Source organism: Ekhidna sp. (genome assembly GCF_040220215.1).
In the GTDB taxonomy this organism is placed as follows: domain Bacteria; phylum Bacteroidota; class Bacteroidia; order Cytophagales; family Cyclobacteriaceae; genus Ekhidna.
On the sequence record NZ_JAVJTR010000008.1, the window covers coordinates 25,233 to 44,598 of the forward strand.

Below are 19,366 nucleotides of genomic sequence, written 5' to 3' on the forward strand. Positions count from 1 at the left end.
CTGTCGACGGATGGCTGTTGACCTAAAAAAATGAGCATAAAACGAGACATAGTACTGCGCGTGCGCATCGCATTCATCCTCACCTTTTTGGTGGCGGGAGCAGTCGTGCTTCGTATTGCCAAGATCCAGTTCATTGAAGGAGAGGAGTGGAGAAGCCTCGGCGAAACCCTGGGCATGCAGGTAATGAATGTAAAAGCAACGCGTGGAAACATTTATGCTGATGATGGAAGCTTACTGGCGACATCATTGCCATTCTATCGGTTAGCGATTGATCCATATCTACCTACCAACGGACTCTACAAAAACAATATTGACTCGTTGTGCTATTTGCTGTCGCGCTACTACGGCGATTTGACACCAACACAATACAAACGAAAAATAGATCAGGCCAGGAAAGAAGGTCGCCGTTACCTGACCCTTAATCGTCAGGAAATTGGCTACCAGGATAAAAAACACATGGAAAACTGGCCGCTCTTCAGAGAAGGTCGGTTAAAAGGAGGAGTACTGTTCGAAAAGGTAGAAAAACGATTTCTGCCCTTTTCGCATTTAGGCATCCGCACCATTGGAAGTGTAAATGCAAACGATCGTGGGACCGTTGGACTGGAATACAGCTTTAATAAGCAGCTGGCCGGAGTAAACGGTAAAGGGCTCTATCAAAAAATGGCCGGAGGAGGTTGGAAGCCTATCTATGACGGTACCGAGAAACGTCCGGTCGATGGATATGATATCCAGACAACTATTAATGTGGATCTTCAGGATGTGACAGAATCAGCTTTGCTGGATGAGCTTCAAAAGCACAATGCAGACTATGGCGTGGCAATCGTGATGGAAGTAAATACCGGGGAAATCAAAGCCATTTCTAATCTGAGCAGGAATACCGACGGAGATTACTATGAAAGATACAATTATGCAGTAGGAAATCAGGGTTCACGAGAACCGGGTTCAACGTTCAAGCTTGCAAGTATGATTGCATTGCTGGAGGAGGTCGATATTAAATTGACGGATACGATCAACACCGGTGATGGCAGCCTCGAGTTTTTTGATAAGACCATGCGTGATCATAAGCCGGGGGGCTTTGGTACACTCACGGTACAGGAGGTTTTTGAAAAGTCATCCAATATTGGTGTGGCGAAGTTGATTTCTCAGCATTTCGGAAACAATCCGGAGAAATTCATCAACTACCTAAAGCGCATGAATCTACATCAACCACTTGATTTTCAGATGGTAGGAGAGGGCAAGCCATACATTAAAGACCCATCAGATAGCACTTGGAGTGGGGTTTCACTTCCATGGATGTCTCACGGCTATGAATTGAAAATGACACCTCTTCAGATGCTCACCTTGTACAATGCGGTTGCCAACAATGGCAAAATGGTGAAGCCGATGATAGTGAAAGGCGTGATGAAGGCTGATCGGATGGTGGAAGAATTTGATACCGAGGTGATCAACGATCGCATCGCATCCAAAGAGACGTTAAGAAAAGTAAAGATGATGATGGAAGGTGTGGTGGAACGGGGTACAGCCCAAAACATCAATCACTCACATTACAAAATTGCCGGTAAAACAGGTACCGCTAAGAAGGTGAAGAATGGGCGATATGTACGAGAGTATTACACCTCATTCGCTGGATATTTTCCGGCTGAGGCACCTCGGTATAGCTGCATCGTAGTGATTGATAATCCGAAAGGATACCAGATCTATGGTAGCGATGTATCTGCACCGGTATTCAAAGAAATAGCAGACAAGATCTACTCATTGGAGCTGGATATGCATGAGGTTGGCACTGAGGAAAGAACTTATGTAACGGGTATTTTTCCATACATCAAAGCAGGAAAACGTGACGAATTGACCATGATATGCAATGAGCTTGGTATTTCCAATCACACAAAAACGGAAGCTGAATGGGTAAAAACTGATGTCATCAATGATGCGGTATACTGGAAAGGAAATACGGTGAAATACGAAGTGATTCCGGACGTACGAGGCATGACACTTCGCGATGCGATCTATGTATTGGAAAATTTAGGCCTGGAAGTAAAAGTGAACGGAAGAGGTCGCGTTGCGACTCAGTCACTTGCTCCGGGTGGACGAATAGCCAAAGGTTCAACCATTAAACTTCAGATGAGCTGATGCAGACGTTGAAAGACATATTGTTTGGCGTTTCGCTCCAGTCGATTACCGGAAACCGGGAAGAGGAAGTTCTTGGGGTAGCTTTTGATTCACGAAAAGTGGAGCCTGGGTTCCTGTTTGTGGCGGTAAAAGGATTGACCGTAGATGGTCATGACTTCATTGAATCCACAATAGATAAAGGAGCAAAGATCATCGTTTGCGAAAAAACACCTAAAAATTTACCAAAAGGAATCACAGTCGTTCAGACAGACAATTCAGCGAAAGCCCTGGGCATCATTGCTTCGAATTTCTATGGACGACCATCAGAAAATATTAAGCTTGTAGGTATCACGGGCACGAATGGCAAGACCACTTGTGCGACGTTACTGTTCGAGCTTTTCCAAAACCTGGGCTACTCGGTGGGCTTACTTTCAACAGTAGAGAATAAGATTAACCATAAGGTCTTAGACACCAGCTTTACCACTCCTGATGCTGTGCAACTTAACCAGCTTTTGGCCGAAATGGTCAAAGGTGGATGTACGCATTGTTTTATGGAAGTAAGTTCCCACGCCCTGGTACAAAATCGTGTGTCCGGGATTCATTTTACCGGTGGAGTATTCACGAATATCTCCCACGATCACCTGGATTACCACAAGACATTCGACGAGTACATCGCCGCGAAGAAGCTTTTGTTTGACGGCCTTTCGTCTGAATCATTTGCATTGGTAAATGTGGATGACAAGCGAGGGATGGTGATGCTGCAGAATACGAAAGCAAACAAACACCGATTAGGTATTCGCTCCATGGCGGATTTTAAGGTGCGAATCATTCACAATACGCTTCAGGGCTTGGAATTAAATTTTGATGGAGTGGATGTGTGGTTCAAGTTGATAGGCGAATTCAATGCCTACAATCTGCTTACAGCTTATGCGGTGGCAATCCTATTGGAAGAGGAGAAGGAAGATGTGCTAAGCGGGTTGAGCACTACATCGGGTGCAAGTGGTCGCTTTGAGAGAGTAGAAAACACCTCCAATGTCATGGCAATCGTGGATTATGCCCACACACCGGATGCTTTGGAGAACGTGCTGAAAACAATTGATGATCTACGCACCAAGAATGAAATGCTGGTCACTGTAGTAGGCTGTGGTGGAGATCGGGACAAAACGAAGCGTCCTAAGATGGCGGAGATCGCTGCGCGCTTTAGTGATAAGATCATCCTCACGTCAGACAATCCACGGACAGAAGATCCGCAGCAGATTTTGGAGGATATGAAAGAGGGAATTCCAAAATCGAAGGAGCGAAACGTGATGATCATTTCGGACAGAAAAGAAGCGATCAGAACGGCCTGTAATCTAGTTAGCGATCAGGACATCATCCTGGTGGCCGGAAAGGGGCATGAAACCTATCAGGAAATTAATGGAGTGAGGAATCACTTCGACGATCGAGAAATATTGAAAGAGCAATTGAATTGATGAGGATTAAGAGAAAATATAATGCACAGTTAATTCCCCTCCTTGGAGGGGTTAGGGGTGGGTTAATTCTCAATCTAAAATCTTATAAATCTAAAATCGAAAGATGCTGAACTACTTATTTGAATATCTCAATCAAATAGACTTCCCGGGAGCGGGACTGTTCCAGTATATCTCATTCCGAGCGGGAATGGCAGCATTGCTATCGCTTTTGATCACGATCACTTTTGGTAAGCAATTGATCAATATGCTACGGAAGTTTCAGTTAGGTGAATCCATTCGTGACCTGGGATTGGAAGGTCAGATGGAAAAGAAAGGGACACCTACCATGGGAGGCATCATCATCATTTCAGGCATAGTAATCCCAACGCTGCTCTTTGCTGATCTCAGCAACATCTACATCATTCTGTTAATCATCTCCGCTCTTTGGATGGGCAGTATCGGCTTCCTGGACGATTATCTGAAAGTAAAAAAGAAAAACAAAGAAGGCCTCAGAGGTAAATTCAAGATAATTGGACAGATCGGACTTGGTTTGTTGGTTGGACTTGTCATGGTGTTCCATGAAGACATTGTAGTGAGGGATTTCTCGGGTGAGGCATTCAAGGATGAAAACTCACTGTTAACAACCATCCCATTTGTGGCAAACAATGAGTTCCAATACGATTGGCTATTGCCGGAATTCTTAGTGGATTATTCATGGGCACTCTATGTATTGGTCGTCATCTTTATTGTTACTGCTGTTTCCAACGGTACCAATATTACCGATGGGTTGGATGGTTTGGCAGCCGGAACATGTGCCATAATTGGTTTGACACTTGCTGTGCTCGCCTACCTATCCGGTAATGCCATCTTTGCCGATTACCTCAACATCATGTTTATCCCAAACTCAGGAGAACTGGTGATTTTCTGTACGGCATTTGTTGGAGCTTGTATTGGCTTCTTGTGGTACAATGCATACCCGGCTCAAGTTTTCATGGGCGATACTGGCAGTCTTTCGCTTGGAGGTATTATCGCTGTGTTGGCTTTTGTCATTCGAAAAGAATTATTGATTCCGATACTATGCGGAATTCTGGTTATCGAAAATTTATCGGTGATTATTCAGGTGTCTTATTTCAAATACACCAAAAAGAAATACGGAGAAGGAAGACGCATCTTTTTAATGTCGCCGCTTCACCATCACTACCAAAAGAAAGGACTTCATGAGGCCAAGATTGTAGCCCGCTTCTGGACGGTAGGGATACTCTTAGCCATTTTCACATTAGCAACTCTAAAAATCAGATAATGACAGTAACAGAAATCCATGAATTAAATGAGAAGTTCCAAAAGGGTGCCGTGCAGCTTTCGGAATTGATCCCAACAGGCACCTTGGTGCAGGCCACTTCTATGCTGATAAGAAGTGCGAGAAAGATCGATGATCAGTTTTTGAAGCTATTGAAGGCGCCATCCCATTCGGTTTTCAATAAGATAATGGGACTCTTGGAAGATGAGACGGATGAGATTCTTTTCATCCTTGATCAACTGGAATTGGCCAACAAAAAGCAGAAGATCAGCCTGATTGATGATTTCGTAAAGGAGGGGTATGACTTGATGGCCATCTACTCAAGATGCTTCGACTTGATTATTGGTAAAAAAGTAAAAGAAGAAGAATAATGAACGAACGCATAGTCATATTGGGTGGAGGTGAGAGCGGCGTTGGTGCCGCCATACTTGCTCGTCAAAAGGGCTATGAGGTATTCCTTTCTGACGGAGGAAACCTGGCTTCTGATCGCAGAAGAACGTTGAAAAGTCAGAAAATTGATTTTGAAGAAGGTGGCCATTCCGAAGAACTACTTCTGAATGCGTCTTTGGTGGTGAAGAGCCCCGGCATCCCGGATTCAGCTCCGTTGGTGCAAAAACTGGTTGGCAATAACATTCCTGTCATTTCTGAAATAGAGTTTGCATACCGATTTATCGACAAAGCAAAAGTTATTGCCATTACAGGTACCAATGGAAAAACCACTACTTCCTTGCTTACGCATCACCTGCTCAAAACAGCAGGATACAAAGTGGCATTAGGTGGTAATGTCGGCAGGAGCCTTGCGGGGCTCGTGGCTGAAGGTGGTTATCATTATTATGTAGTAGAGGTTAGCAGCTTCCAGCTGGATGGGATTGAAAATTTCCGTCCGGATGTGGCAGTCTTACTGAATATCACTCCGGATCACCTGGATCGATATGAGTACAAATTTGATAAGTATGTCACCTCCAAGTTCAGGATCATAGAAAACCTGACCAACGAGCAGGCTTTCATTTACTGTGCGGATTCTGCTCCGGTGACGGAAGAAATAAGTAGAAGAAAAATAGAGGCCAGCATGTTTGCCATGTCAGCTTCTAACAACAATAAGCTAAGCGCCTACCTGAAGGATGAACATCTGATTTTCAACTTTCAGTACAAGCACGATGCTGCTGAATTCCAGATTCCGGTCTCTGAGATCTCATTGATCGGAAAGCACAATATGGTCAATAGCATGGCGGCCGTATTGAGTGCACTTTGCATGGAAGTGCCAATGGAAATGGTCCTGAAAGGACTTAAGAATTTTAAGAATGCACCACACCGATTGGAATTTGTCAAGGAAATCGATGGTGCGGCATACATCAATGACTCTAAAGCGACGAATGTAGATTCTGTCTACTATGCTTTAGACGGAGTGAAGGGCGATATCATTTGGATTGCGGGTGGCATTGACAAAGGAAACGACTACACACAGATCGAAAAGTTGGTGAAGAAGAAGGTTAAGGGGCTGATCTGCATGGGTAAGGATAATCGGGCTTTGACGAGCTATTTCGGTTCAAAACTGGATTTGATTGCTGAGGTGGAGTCTGTTAAAAAGGCCATAGATCAGGCACATGAATGGGCCGAAGAGGGTGATGTGGTATTGCTATCTCCTGCTTGTGCAAGCTTCGACCTGTTCAGCAACTACGAAGATCGTGGAGATAAATTCAAGCGTGCAGTAAACAAGCTTGCGAAGACATTAAAAGCCAAAGAAGTCTAATGAGAAAGCAGTTCTCCATATCCTTAATGAATCAATTTCCCCCTTTGGAGGGGGTTAGGGGGAGGAATGTATGGGATGTTAAATCCAAAATTCAAGTAGCATGAACGAGGTAAAAAATTGGGCATATCGAAATCTGAAAGGAGACCCGGTGATTTGGTTCATCGTGCTGATTCTTTCACTATTTAGCATTTTGGTGGTGTACAGCGCTACAGGCAGTCTGGCCTACAAAATGATGGATGGTAACACGGAGTATTATCTGATTAAGCACTCGGTTCTCGTGATTGTGAGTTTAGGAGCAATCTGGCTTGCACACCGAATCGATTACCGATACTACTCAAAAATTTCACGCCTTGTACTTTGGCTATGTGTACCGCTGCTATTGTTTACCTGGATGTTTGGTACCAATATCAATGAGGCATCTCGTTGGTTAACGATCCCGGTGATCAACCAGGCATTTCAACCTTCCGATCTTGCTAAACTGGCATTGCTGGTAACATTAGCCAGTATGCTTTCCAAGCGTCAGCAATCCATTGATGATTTTCAAAAAGCAATTGTCCCGATGCTATTCTGGATTGGTTTGATCTGTGGCCTAATCGCATTGACCAATTTCTCGTCAGCAATCCTTTTATTTCTGACATGCATGCTAGTACTTTTCATTGGTCGGGTTCCAATGAAATATCTTGGAATGCTTGTCGTGATTTGTGCCTCCTTTGGTTCTGTGGCCTTCATGGTTGGTCAGAGAGGTGGTACTGCTATTTCAAGAGTAGAAGACTATATAAATAATGACACCCCATATCAGGCCAAGCAAGCTTACATCGCGATCGCTTCAGGTGGAGTGATTGGCAAAGGCCCTGGACAAAGTGATCAAAGAAATTTTTTACCGCATCCATATTCAGATTTCATCTATGCAATCATTTTGGAAGAATACGGATTGATTGGAGGTGTGCTGATTTTGTTTTTATACCTCGCACTTCTTTATCGCGGGATGAAAGCAGCGGAGCAAAATGATCGGGCATATGGAGGTTTACTTTCAGCTGGATTGAGTTTTGCTCTTGTGGTACAGGCATTGGTGAATATGGGAGTAGCTGTAGGGCTCGGGCCGGTGACCGGACTGACACTTCCTTTCATCAGTATGGGAGGTACATCACAGCTTTTTGCCGGGGTGGCATTGGGAATTATACTCAGCGTTAGCAGGGGTGAGATTGACAATTTTGGAGGAACTATAGGAAATCAATATAAAGAAGCAGCGTAATCGAACAGGAACGAACATATCGCATTATGATCAGTGGTGGAGGTACAGGCGGCCACATCTACCCGGCTATTTCCATAGCACAGGCTCTGAAAGATATGCTTCAATCTGTAGAAATTCTTTTTGTAGGGGCAAAAGGAAAAATGGAAATGAAGAAAGTCCCAGAGGCTGGTTTTGAGATTGAAGGTTTATGGATTAGCGGAATTCAGCGAAAGGTTTCTGCGGATAACTTGATGTTCCCATTCAAACTGTTATCGAGCATTCGACAGGCTTCAAAACTCATAAAAAGATTTAAGCCGGATGCAGTTGTAGGTGTCGGAGGATACGCCAGTGGCCCTTTGCTTTATGTGGCTGGGAGAAAAGGAATTCCTACACTTATTCAGGAACAAAACTCATACGCTGGATTGACCAATAAATGGCTTTCAAAATCAGCTAACACGATCTGTGTAGCGCATGATGGCATGGAGAAATACTTCCCAGCTGACAAAATAGTTGTTACGGGGAATCCTGTAAGAAAAACGATCAAGCTAAATCCTAACCGTAAAGCCGAGGCATTCAAGCACTTTGAACTCGATGAAAAGCAAGCCACCCTTTTAGTTATTGGTGGAAGTTTAGGTGCGCGAACTTTGAATGAAAGCGTATTATCCGGCTTAGAGAAGCTGGAAAAAGAAGCTGTTCAATTAATCTGGCAGTGCGGTGGATTCTATAAGGATGAAATGGAGAAACGGGCAGAAGGCAAAGGAGGCAAAGTGATTTTGAAGGACTTCATCCTTCAAATGGACTTTGCGTATGCATGTGCCGATGTGGTGATCTCCAGGGCAGGGGCACTTTCCATTGCTGAATTAATGCTCACAGCAAAACCGTCCATTTTAGTCCCTTCTCCAAATGTGGCTGAAGATCACCAGACGATTAACGCCAAGGCGTTGGTCGACAATGACGCTGCTGAGATGGTAAAGGATAGTGAGGCAATGGATAAGCTGATTGACGAAGCGATGGCTTTACTGAAAAATAAAGAGCGACAGGAAAAGCTGTCTAATAATATTGGAGCAATGGCGCATGAAAATGCCGCCATTGATATCGCTAACGAGGTAATGAAATTAGTTGAGTGAACAGTTCAATAAACATATCAAGAACGTCATTCCTGATGAAGCATAGCGGAATTCAGGAATCTCATCATAAGAACGAGATTCCTGCATGCGCAGGAATGACGGAAAGGATAATAATCCCCTCTTCAAAGGCAGTTCGACAATTCGAGGGTGTGTTGGATTTGCGCGTCAGCAGGGGGATGTTTAAAACCAAGTATCAATCATGAAACTAGCCGAAGTAAATAGCGCCTATTTCATCGGTATCGGAGGTATCGGCATGAGTGCATTGGCTCGATGGTTTCATGCGAAGAAAATTCCTGTTGCCGGGTACGACAAAACCGAATCCGATCTGACGAAGAAGCTGATCGAAGAAGGTATTGACGTGCATTATGAAGATCAGCTTGACTTGATCGATGACAAGTTTTTAGCAAAAGAGGGTATACTGGTTGTCTATACGCCAGCTATTCCTGCAGAGCATATAGAACTAAACTATTTCCGTGACAATGGCTTCACGGTAATGAAGCGATCCGAAGTACTGGGTATGATTACCGAAAATCATTTCACCATCGCGGTAGCCGGAACACACGGGAAGACAACCACAACTTCAATGATCGCACATTTGTTGAGCCATTCCAGAAAGGGATGTTCAGCATTTGTTGGAGGTATTATGGCCAACACAGGTACCAACCTGATTATTGGAGATGAGAACGCTCCGGTTGTTGTGGAAGCTGACGAGTACGATCGTTCTTTCATGCAACTCAATCCCAACTATACGATCATCACCTCGCTCGATCCGGATCACCTGGATATCTATGGTGATGAGACTGCCATGCTCGATACCTATGAGGAGTTTGTGAAGAAAACCCCGAAGGAAGGCAAAGTACTCATGCATTCAGACGCTGGTTTTAAAATCAATCCGGGGAACAAATACATCTCTTATGCGATCCGAAATGGAGATGCTGTAGCAGATGCTTTGAGAATTGTAAATGGTGCATTTGTTTTCACATATCGATATGGTATGGAGAAAATTTCGGATGTTCATCTCGAATTCCCAGGATATCATAATGTAGAAAATGCCCTTGCTGCAATCACAGTAGCTGTAGATATGGGAATGGATGGACGCGAGATCAGGAAACTAATGAGGTCATACAAAGGTGTGAAGCGCCGCTTCGAGTATGTCTTCAGAAGCCCACATGCTACGTTGATCGATGATTACGCACATCATCCGGAAGAAATTAATGCTTTCCTAAAATCAGTAAGATCATTGGCAGGTAAGCGAAAAATCACGGTTATTTTTCAGCCGCATCTCTATTCCCGAACAAATGACTTTAAGAAAGGCTTTGCAGAAGCACTTGACAAGGCAGATGAAGTGATTTTACTGGATATCTATCCTGCAAGAGAAAAACCAATTGAAGGTGTTACTTCCAAGTCTATTTATGACTTAATGGAAAACGAGAAGAAGGTCATGATTGCTAAAGAATACTTGTTGGACGAATTGGAAAATCACAACCTGGATATTGTAGTGACCCTTGGTGCCGGTGATATTGACCGGGAGGTTCCAAAGATCGCTGAGTACATGAAAAATAAGTTCAACCCTAAATCAACTGAAGATGAGTAAGGAAGAAAAGAAAAATATCCTGATCTACTCTTTCAGCGGGTTATTGTTGATTTCGCTGATCACCTTTGCAGGTATTAAAAACAATGGGAGAGAGGTAGAAGAAGTGAAGGTAGAAATCCTGGATCAGGAAGGAAATTTCTTCACAGACCAACTGGAAGTGGTAGACCTTATGACCGATAAAAGCACCGATTATGTCATCGGTGTGGAAATGGGAGATCTGGATCCGAAGGTGCTGGAAGAGCGAGTGGAAGCAAATCCATTCGTAAAAGATGCGCAGGTATACCGCGATCTGAAAGGCAACTTGAAAGTGAAAGTAGAGCAGAGTAAACCCATTGCACGATTATTTATTGACGGTCAAAAAGATCGCTACATAGATTCAGATGGACGGGTATTGCCAGTCAATGCGAAGCACACGGCCAGAGTCCCATTGATGGAGACTGAGTTTGAGTTTATGTGGGAGAAGAATTTAAAGGAAAGTAAGTATGGAAAGCAGGTATTTGACCTGCTGACCTTTATTGAGAAAGATGAATTCTGGAGAGCCCAGATCGCACATATCTTCATTCGAAAAGATGGAGAGATAGACATGTATCCACAGGTAACGAAGCAGGTCATTGAGTTTGGGAGACCTGAGGATTTAGAAGGAAAGTTTTCAAAGTTGATGACTTTCTACAAAGAGATTTTACCTAAGAAAGGTTGGAATACCTATGACCGGGTAAATCTGAAATTTGAGAATCAAATTATTTGCGAATAATCACCGAGAAATAAAGAAATTATGGAGGATAAAATCATCGTTGGACTAGACATTGGCACTACAAAGATTTGTGCCATTGTAGGCAAGAAAAATGAATACGGAAAGCTCGAGATACTCGGCATGGGCAAGGCAGTATCTGATGGTGTGATCCGTGGAATTGTCACCAATATCGACAAAACTGTTCGAGCCATTGAAAAGGCCATTGCGGAAGCAAGTGAACAGTCAGGTATCGATATAGGTGTGGTGAATGTTGGCATAGCCGGGCAGCACATTAAAAGTGCTGTTCATCATGGTGGCATTACCCGTGAAAATAAAGATGGTGAGATCACCATCGAAGATTTAGCACGACTCAATAGCGACATGCATCGCATTGTCACTCCTCCGGGTAGCGAAATCATTCATGTGATGCCTCAAGATTATATCGTAGACTATGAAGATGGCATCATGGATCCGGTAGGGATGACAGGAGTGAAGCTGGAGGCTGACTTCCACATCATCACTGCTCAGACCAATGCGATCAACAACATAAACAAGTGTGTGAAGAAAGCTGGGCTCCAGATTGAGAATCTCATTTTGGAACCACTCGCGTCCAGCTTATCTGTTCTCTCTGATGAGGAGAAAGAAGCAGGTGTTTGCCTGGTGGATATTGGAGGTGGCACCACAGATGTGGCTGTTTTCTATGAGAATATCATCCGACATACGGCAGTCATTCCATTTGGTGGTAACATCATTACCTCAGACATCAAGCAGGGTTGTATGGTGATGGAACATCAGGCTGAGTTGCTGAAAACAAAATTTGGCAAGGCTATCTCTGAAGAAGCCAGTCCGAACGAGATCGTTTCAATCCCTGGTTTAAGAAACCGTCCTCCTAAGGAGATTTCGATCAAGAACCTCGCTCACATTATCGAGGCACGAATGGAAGAAATCATTGAGCTGGTGCACACGGAGATTATTAGTTCTGGCTTCAATAAGAAGCTGGCGGCTGGTATAGTGGTGACAGGTGGAGGTTCGCAATTGACCAATTTGAGTCAGCTGTTTGAATACATGACCGGACTGGATACACGCATCGGTTATCCAAACGAGCATCTGGGTAAAAGCAAAGTGGATGCAGCGAAGAGCCCAATGTTTGCGACCACTGTCGGACTGGTACTTTCAGGCTTTAAGGCGCTGGACATCCGTCAGGCTAGGTATTCGGAAGCTCCTGCTTACAAGGGAGATGGAAAGAAAAAAATAAAGCAAGGCAACAAGTTTTTTTCCAACATTCTGGAGAAAACGAAGGGCCTTCTGATCGATGATTTTGATGATAAGATTAATTAACAGTCAACAGCCATTCAGCCGATTGTCGACTAAATAACTGTGGACTTTAAATAATACAATTATGGCAGAAAATATGTATCAATTCGACTTACCGTCACATCACAAATCCATCATCAAGGTGGTGGGTGTTGGTGGTGGTGGCAGCAACGCTGTTAATCACATGTACAGCCTGGGGATCCGGGATGTAGAGTTCGTGGTTTGTAATACAGACCACCAGGCGCTGGAAAGCAGCGCAGTACCAAACAGGCTTCAGATTGGAACCAATCTGACGAGTGGTTTGGGTGCAGGAGCAAATCCTGAACGAGGCAAAAATGCCGCAATCGAAAGTAAAGAAGAGATTCGTGACCTACTCTCGCAAGACACGAAAATGGTCTTTATCACAGCTGGAATGGGTGGTGGTACCGGTACAGGTGCTGCTCCGGTTATTGCTCAGGTGGCGAATGAGCTGGATATTCTTACGGTGGGCATTGTGACCGCTCCATTTGCTTTTGAAGGAAAGAAAAAAATGCAAGCCGCAGAGGATGGTATCAAAGAACTGAAAAAGTACTGTGATACGGTCTTGGTCATCATGAATGACAAGCTTCGGGAGATTTATGGAAACCTCTCCATAAGCGAAGCATTTGGTCAGGCGGACAATGTATTGACCACTGCAGCAAAAGGAATCGCCGAGATTATAACTGTTCCTGGTTATGTAAACGTCGATTTTGAAGATGTGAAGACTGTAATGAAAGGTGCTGGTCCGGCGGTAATGGGTTCTGCGAAAACCATAGGGGACAATAGAGCAAGAAGAGCGGCTGAAGAAGCGCTTAACTCGCCATTGCTGAATCAGCAGGATATCTATGGTGCTGAGAAGATCTTGCTTTCCATCATTTCAGGTGAGGAAGCAGAGCTTCAAATGGATGAGTTGACGGATATCACGGATTACATCCAGGAATACGCTGGCGACAATGCAGAGGTGATCTTCGGTCACGGTGTGGATAGTTCTTTAGGCGAGAATATCAGTGTAACCGTTATTGCAACAGGTTTTGGCAAAGTAGATGAAGATGGTGAATACATCTCCAAGGAGGAGGAAGCCAAACGATTTGATCTGCTATCGCAAAAAGAGATCGATGATTCCAAGAAACAAGGCAACACATCCGATTTCATGTTTGAAATTGAAGAGGATAGTGATAAAGAGGGTGTTGAAGATTGGGATTATGAGTTCAGTTCACTAAAAGATGAGATCAAGCGTGAGGTAGAAGAAGAAGAGCAACGTAGCAAGCGACCTGCTAAACAATCATCTTTTGAGTTCGACTTCACCAATGGTTTTGACAATGATGAGGACGAAGAAGTACACGAAGATGAAGTGAATATCTCTGATGCATTTCATGATTCGCCAAATTCTAAGCAAGTCAGATTAGCACAAGAAAGAGCTGAGCGAGAAGCGATGTTTAATAGCAAAAAGTTTGAGATGGCTACAGAGGAGTTCAAGGAGAGATTGGATGTGCCTGCCTACGAGCGTAAAAAGATCAAACTTCAGAATGTGCCTCACTCTGCGGAGCGAAACATCTCTAAGTTCAACCTAAACGAGGAAAATCAGATTTTAGGAAATAATAAATTTTTACACGATAACGTGGACTAGGCTATCGCCTAGAGGAGTTTAATTTATTTCTCTCCTTGATTGTCGTCTTGAGCTCGAGTGTCATCCTGAGCTTGTCGAAGGACAGACAGTCGAGTAACTCAGACTGACTTTAAAAACATGGTTAACGTAGGTGTTAGTCATACATCGCTGGTCTAGTACCGGCATTCTGCCAAGAATAAGCCCCGGCCAAGGTCGGGGCTTGATTGTTTTAATAATGACATCACTTTTTAAATGCTATCTCCCATGATTCAAGCGCCTCCTTTTCGGCACCATCCTCATTCAGAATGCCGGTACTGATCCATAATTTACCCAGGTCTTTCACTTCATCAGGAAAGGTTTCCCATAACTCATCATAGTCGCGGTACGCCCACCAAATCACATAGAGATAGTTCTCCTCCTGGGCATTGGTGAGAAGTGTTTCCAAATAGTCTTTTTGTTCTGCCTCATTCCCCGGAATAAACAGATCAAAGGAATCTACAGTCAGGTCTTCAGACAAGTGGCTGGTCTCTGCAAAAGCAATCGGTTTGGTGATCTTTTCATGAAGGAAATCGAATGCATTCTGAAAATCTTCTTCCGTGCTTAGCCCTTTGAAAAATGGATAAAAACTTATAGCCACAAAATCGTGTGAATTGGCATAACTCACCACCTCGTTGATATAAATATTAGGACTATCTACCGTAGGATTGTAGAGATTGTGCAATGTCATAGACTCAGAAATGGGCATTGATGGAAACTCCTCCTTTATGCGGGTTCTGATGTTTGACATCAGCAATTTGTATTGCTCCCATTTATCCGGATCATGCACCAGCAATTCATTTCCTTCTATGGCTACAATGAGATAGTCCGGATTAAGTTCATTGGTGATGTATACCAGATGTTTGAAATAGGCATCTTCGATTGCCTGATCATTCAATGCAGTGTATGTAGGAGTGGAGCCATCATATTCGGTGGCTATGTCATCTCTGGAAAGGTTTAAAAAACTAACTGAAACCGCCAGCTTTGCATTAGCAATTTTCCTGTTTTTACGCGAGATGATCTCATCGGTAAAAGCAGTAGGAAGTTCTGTATTGTTCATCCAGGCATCCCATGGCACACTTAGGTCCAGATGCTCGGAGTATACATCTGTGTTGGCCTCTATGAAATCATACGTATTATTGACGGAAGCTACCGTTGGAGCATAGGGCCATGTACTAAAACCCATTTCAAAGTTTCGGTTATCATATTGACTGAAAAAACTCGATTCTACGTCAGGAGTATTATCACTGCTACAGTTCAGTAAAGTGCTTGTTGCGATTGCCAAAAAAGAAAGTATCAATGTCTTTTTCATGTTTTTCGTTTAGTTCCCTATTGATACAGGGGAGTTGACAATTACCCTAATTCTCCTCGTCAATGGCCACAGCAATCTTTTTCACTAACTCTTCTACGGATATATTTTCATAATCAATTTTCAACGGCTGCCCGAATTTAAGGGAAAGGGTTACCCCTTTTTTAATTCGTTTGATCCCTGTTTTGTCAAACGCTTCTCTAAAGCCATCCACACGCACAGGAATTACAACAGGCTTATGTTGCTTGATAATGTGAGCTGTTCCCTTACGTACGGGTGCTCCTTGACGGGTGGTTCCCTGCGGGAATGTCACTACCCAACCATCTCTAATCGCCATGCCAATGGATTTGGTATCGTCCGGATTCACTTCCCGCTTGATCATCTCGTCACCTTTCCGCCAGGTTCGGTCTACCGTCACTGCTCCTGCCAGGGCCAGCACTTTAGCAAAGAAGCCTTTTTCCATGGTTTCACGCGCCGCTACATAATATACGTTCACCTTAGGATTCTTCAGGTAGCTCCAGTCTTCAATGGAATCTATTTGCCCGTTCAGAGCTGCAAACATCGCATGAAACATGGCGATGACATCTGTGAAGATGGTCTGATGATTGGCGATGAAGAGGACGTTTTGTTCAGGTAGTTCTGTGAGCACTTTGCTGCCGGAAACAACAACTTTATTAGGTTTGAGAAGGTGCCAAAGTACCAGTCTGCCAACTGTCTGAAAGATTTTCTTTTTGATCCAGATTGACTGTCCGAAAATATTCTTTTTTCCCATGAATTTTTTTTTGTCAACTCGAAATTAAAGAACATGGCTGGAAGATAGGAGGAGTAAAAAATAACCCCGACAAAATTGACGGGGCTTTCATAGTAGAGTAAGTAGGTAATTGAGCGTGTTAGTCCTTGTTTTGAGTAGTTTTTCCGCTATTACCTCTATTGCTGTGCCATAAACAGCAACCGTATGAAAATCAGATACTTACATGTATTTAGCATTATTGTAAATGTGCGAAATCGAACAATAGACCGTACACTTTAATGGATGTTATACTATTTCATCTTTTTTGATGAAATTTCCGCCATGAAGAAACTGATGCTGATATTTCTGATCATTCCACTCGGTTTGAGTGCCCAAATTAAATTTGAAAATTCATGGGATGAGGCCGTCTCTAAGTCGAGAATGACCGGAAAGCTCATATTCCTGGATGCCTATGCTGAGTGGTGTGAGCCATGTAAGGAAATGGAGGAATATACCTTCACAGATCTTGAAGTAGCTAATTATTACAATTCAAATTTCATCAATCTTCACCTCGATATGGAAGACTATCCCGGTGTTGAGCTTGCAGAGGAATATGCTGTCGGGGTGTTCCCATCATTTCTTTTCATTAACGGAAATGGAGAAGTAGTGCACAGAGGATGTGGAGCAATGGATGCCGGTCAGTTTCTGATGTTAGGAGAGGAAGCCCTGAAAGATAGTGTCACACTAATGGCGATGGAAAAGCGATATGACGATGGCGATCGTAACGCTGATTTTATGCTGGATTATCTGGAAATGCTGGAAGAGGCCTGTCTGGATGCAGAGCGATTTGCTGCAGGATATTTAAAAGGAGTGGTGTTGAGCGATTTAACCAATGAAACACCCTGGGAGGTATTTGCTGCGTACCAGTGGGATATATATAGCAGAGAGTTTCAATATGTGCTGAAAAACAAGGCTCAATTTGATGAGAAAGTAGGAGCGCGAATGGTGAACGCAAAGCTTTACGATACGTATTTGTCTCAATACCAGGAAGTATATGAGGCAGAAGAACTTCACGATTATGGCATGCGTGCACTGCTCCATTCTATTAAAGAGGTAACGTTTACAGGTGCCGACACGCTCAAAGTCATGATGAACTTACATTATGCAGAGTTTACTGAAAATTGGCCGGAATATGCCGAATATGCGGTTGAGCTGGTAGGAATGACCGGGGTGGAAGATCCGAAAGAATTGAATGAACTTGCCTGGAAGTTTTATCTTTTTGTTGACAATAAAAACCAACTGGAAATTGCGTCTTCCTGGGCGCAGGAGGCTGTCACTAAAATGCCTGAACCTTCCATCATAGATACGTATGCCTCACTCCAGTTTAAGCTTGGAAATAAAAAGAAGGCTATAGATCTGGAAAAAAGAGCTTTGGAGCTTGCACGTGAACTATACGATGACACCTCTCACTTTGAGTATCAATTGAAAAAGTTTGAGGGGGGGTAACGCTCAGATATTGCGCTGTGGCCTCCGAGCTTTATTAATTGCAATAAAAGTAGCTTATCTGCCGGTGCATTCAAAGCCTGCCTTTGCAGGCAGGTATCAAATACGCACTGCGCCATGAAAATTAAAATCTCTCTGCTGGTGCGAGCTTGTAGCTCGTACCTCTTACATCAAACAAAATCAATCTCAAGCATTCCTTTGCCTCCTGCATAGTCAATATCAATAGCACTGCTATACTTCCAATGCTCTGGTTCTGATACAAAACCTGCTTCCACGGGATTTTCATGAATGTAGTCTACTTTCTGATTAATTACTTCTGGACTCCAAAGTTCAATCGGTTTATTATGCTGCTGCCAAAATTGTCTATTTGAAACATTACTATTTGATTTGCCCACCCGCTCCATCATCCATAATACCCATTCCTTTCTGCTTTCCTTATTATTTTCTTGTACTTATTTCTGTAACTTTTTAGAAGTGTATGTTTTAAAATCTCTTAGTATGTCCCCTGGATTTTCATCTTTAGCTCGAAAAATTAAATGAATATGACTAGTCATAATGCAGTAAGCATAAATTTCCATTCCTTTCTCTTTTCTACAATAATTCAGGCTCTCTATGACGGTATTGAAATACTCATCTCTAAAGAAAGCACCATAGTTTCTTGGCGGTAGATAAGCGGCATGTTTAGAAGACGCTTGGCAGATAACTAAGTAAGGCCATGCGCAATATCGTCTGTTAGTGTCTGTTTATTCTTTTTAGATAACGTTGTAATTGGATTTTACAACTATCACAAAATGTGGATTGTAGCGAATAAAATTCTTCAGGGTTAACACCTGACGTCATTAGGCATTTGCTGTTCCTCTTGCAATGAACCAAACCAAGAGTATGACCAATTTCATGTCTAGTAACTTTTAGTAAAAGGCTCTTGTAGAACTTCTTGTCGTCACTCGCTTCATTCTTAATCTTGAACGTTGAAATAACCGCTGTTTTTCCGTTTTGGGTTCCTAATCCCCTAATTGAAGGGAATTGCTCTGTGAAATAAAGTGGTTTCTCAGTTATCGCTACTATTTTGTCAAATTCAGATTCTTTGTAAGTCTTCCTAAAATACTTCAACAATGAACTTGAAAGGACAGTGTCTCGTCCATTTTTCATGAGTTCCATTGGAATTGTAATTGGGAGTAACTCATAAACGTCACAGTTGTAATATGTCTGAATGTTTCTTTTGATTTGTTTTGCTTCTTTGAAGGTAGCTCCGTCAATAGATATAAGGGCGACTGTAAATCTCTCCTTCGGTTTCATGATGTTACCTGAAAAAATAAGAACAAGACAAAAAAATAAGAGATTTCTCAATTCGGATTAGATAAGATCTGTGATAATTCCTGCAGTCAAATAGACACTAACAATAACGTAAACGCCATGTGGCGTTTATTTACCTTTCAAATATAGCGGATGTGCCTGCTATAAGACATACTGCGCATTATTAAGTGTCAATCCGATTCATTCTTAGGGCAATTAACCGTATTAATAAACGTATATAAACGTTTTTTAAACGTATAATAATACG

At 43.0% G+C, this 19,366-nt stretch carries 17 protein-coding genes; 12 read left to right on the forward strand and 5 right to left on the reverse strand.

The window, feature by feature from the left end; all coding sequences use genetic code 11:
* Positions 1–30 precede the first annotated feature (30 nt).
* From RIC88_RS01295 to ftsZ, 11 genes are all read left to right on the forward strand, one after another.
* On the forward strand, positions 31–2,130 hold the full coding sequence (locus RIC88_RS01295; RefSeq protein WP_350215615.1) for a PASTA domain-containing penicillin-binding protein: 2,100 nt from the start codon (positions 31–33) through the stop codon (positions 2,128–2,130).
* Entirely contained in the window at positions 2,130–3,581 is a 1,452-nt protein-coding gene (locus RIC88_RS01300; protein WP_350215616.1) for a UDP-N-acetylmuramoyl-L-alanyl-D-glutamate--2,6-diaminopimelate ligase, read from the forward strand. Before RIC88_RS01295 ends, RIC88_RS01300 begins: the two co-directional genes overlap by 1 nt.
* Positions 3,582–3,684: 103 nt before the next feature.
* Complete coding sequence (gene mraY / locus RIC88_RS01305) at positions 3,685–4,860, forward strand: phospho-N-acetylmuramoyl-pentapeptide-transferase (RefSeq protein WP_350215617.1); 1,176 nt, start codon at positions 3,685–3,687, stop codon at positions 4,858–4,860.
* Positions 4,860–5,228: a hypothetical protein gene (locus RIC88_RS01310; RefSeq protein ID WP_350215618.1), complete on the forward strand. Its 369-nt coding sequence runs from the start codon at positions 4,860–4,862 to the stop codon at positions 5,226–5,228. The genes mraY and RIC88_RS01310 overlap by 1 nt, the downstream gene beginning before the upstream one ends.
* Positions 5,228–6,607, forward strand: coding sequence for a UDP-N-acetylmuramoyl-L-alanine--D-glutamate ligase (gene murD / locus RIC88_RS01315; protein ID WP_350215619.1), 1,380 nt, complete (start codon positions 5,228–5,230; stop codon positions 6,605–6,607). The genes RIC88_RS01310 and murD overlap by 1 nt, the downstream gene beginning before the upstream one ends.
* 100 nt (positions 6,608–6,707) lie before the next feature.
* Positions 6,708–7,859 carry an FtsW/RodA/SpoVE family cell cycle protein gene (locus tag RIC88_RS01320; protein ID WP_350215620.1) on the forward strand — a complete coding sequence of 384 codons (1,152 nt, stop codon included), beginning with the start codon at positions 6,708–6,710 and terminating at the stop codon, positions 7,857–7,859.
* A 26-nt stretch (positions 7,860–7,885) separates the two neighbouring features.
* Positions 7,886–8,965, forward strand: a complete 1,080-nt coding sequence (murG, locus tag RIC88_RS01325; protein ID WP_350215621.1) for an undecaprenyldiphospho-muramoylpentapeptide beta-N-acetylglucosaminyltransferase — start codon at positions 7,886–7,888, stop codon at positions 8,963–8,965.
* Between the two features lie 199 nt (positions 8,966–9,164).
* On the forward strand, positions 9,165–10,559 hold the full coding sequence (gene murC, locus RIC88_RS01330) for a UDP-N-acetylmuramate--L-alanine ligase (RefSeq protein ID WP_350215622.1): 1,395 nt from the start codon (positions 9,165–9,167) through the stop codon (positions 10,557–10,559).
* On the forward strand, positions 10,552–11,310 hold the full coding sequence (locus tag RIC88_RS01335; protein ID WP_350215623.1) for a cell division protein FtsQ/DivIB: 759 nt from the start codon (positions 10,552–10,554) through the stop codon (positions 11,308–11,310). Before murC ends, RIC88_RS01335 begins: the two co-directional genes overlap by 8 nt.
* A 21-nt stretch (positions 11,311–11,331) precedes the next feature.
* Entirely contained in the window at positions 11,332–12,627 is a 1,296-nt protein-coding gene (gene ftsA, locus RIC88_RS01340; RefSeq protein WP_350215624.1) for a cell division protein FtsA, read from the forward strand.
* A 61-nt stretch (positions 12,628–12,688) separates the two neighbouring features.
* On the forward strand, positions 12,689–14,248 hold the full coding sequence (gene ftsZ, locus RIC88_RS01345) for a cell division protein FtsZ (RefSeq protein WP_350215625.1): 1,560 nt from the start codon (positions 12,689–12,691) through the stop codon (positions 14,246–14,248).
* Positions 14,249–14,468: 220 nt separating this feature from the next.
* Here the strand turns inward: ftsZ and RIC88_RS01350 are convergent, their stop codons facing one another.
* Positions 14,469–15,575 (reverse strand): glycosyl hydrolase 53 family protein, encoded by a 1,107-nt coding sequence (locus RIC88_RS01350; protein WP_350215626.1) that lies wholly within the window; start codon positions 15,573–15,575, stop codon positions 14,469–14,471.
* 46 nt (positions 15,576–15,621) lie between these two features.
* Positions 15,622–16,344, reverse strand: a complete 723-nt coding sequence (locus tag RIC88_RS01355; protein WP_350215627.1) for a lysophospholipid acyltransferase family protein — start codon at positions 16,342–16,344, stop codon at positions 15,622–15,624.
* Between the two features lie 300 nt (positions 16,345–16,644).
* Between RIC88_RS01355 and RIC88_RS01360 the strand changes: the two genes are divergently transcribed.
* Positions 16,645–17,808, forward strand: a complete 1,164-nt coding sequence (locus tag RIC88_RS01360) for a thioredoxin family protein (protein WP_350215628.1) — start codon at positions 16,645–16,647, stop codon at positions 17,806–17,808.
* A 167-nt stretch (positions 17,809–17,975) separates the two neighbouring features.
* On the opposite strand, the gene RIC88_RS01365 is transcribed toward RIC88_RS01360, so the two are convergent.
* The 3 genes from RIC88_RS01365 to RIC88_RS01375 are packed head-to-tail and all read right to left on the reverse strand — an operon-like array spanning position 17,976 to position 19,101.
* The gene (locus tag RIC88_RS01365; protein WP_350215629.1) at positions 17,976–18,200 is read right to left on the reverse strand and encodes a hypothetical protein; all 225 of its coding nucleotides are present in this window, start codon (positions 18,198–18,200) and stop codon (positions 17,976–17,978) included.
* Positions 18,201–18,257: 57 nt separating this feature from the next.
* Positions 18,258–18,506 carry a transposase gene (locus RIC88_RS01370; RefSeq protein WP_350215714.1) on the reverse strand — a complete coding sequence of 83 codons (249 nt, stop codon included), beginning with the start codon at positions 18,504–18,506 and terminating at the stop codon, positions 18,258–18,260.
* Between the two features lie 31 nt (positions 18,507–18,537).
* Positions 18,538–19,101, reverse strand: a complete 564-nt coding sequence (locus tag RIC88_RS01375; protein WP_350215630.1) for a hypothetical protein — start codon at positions 19,099–19,101, stop codon at positions 18,538–18,540.
* Positions 19,102–19,366 lie beyond the last annotated feature (265 nt).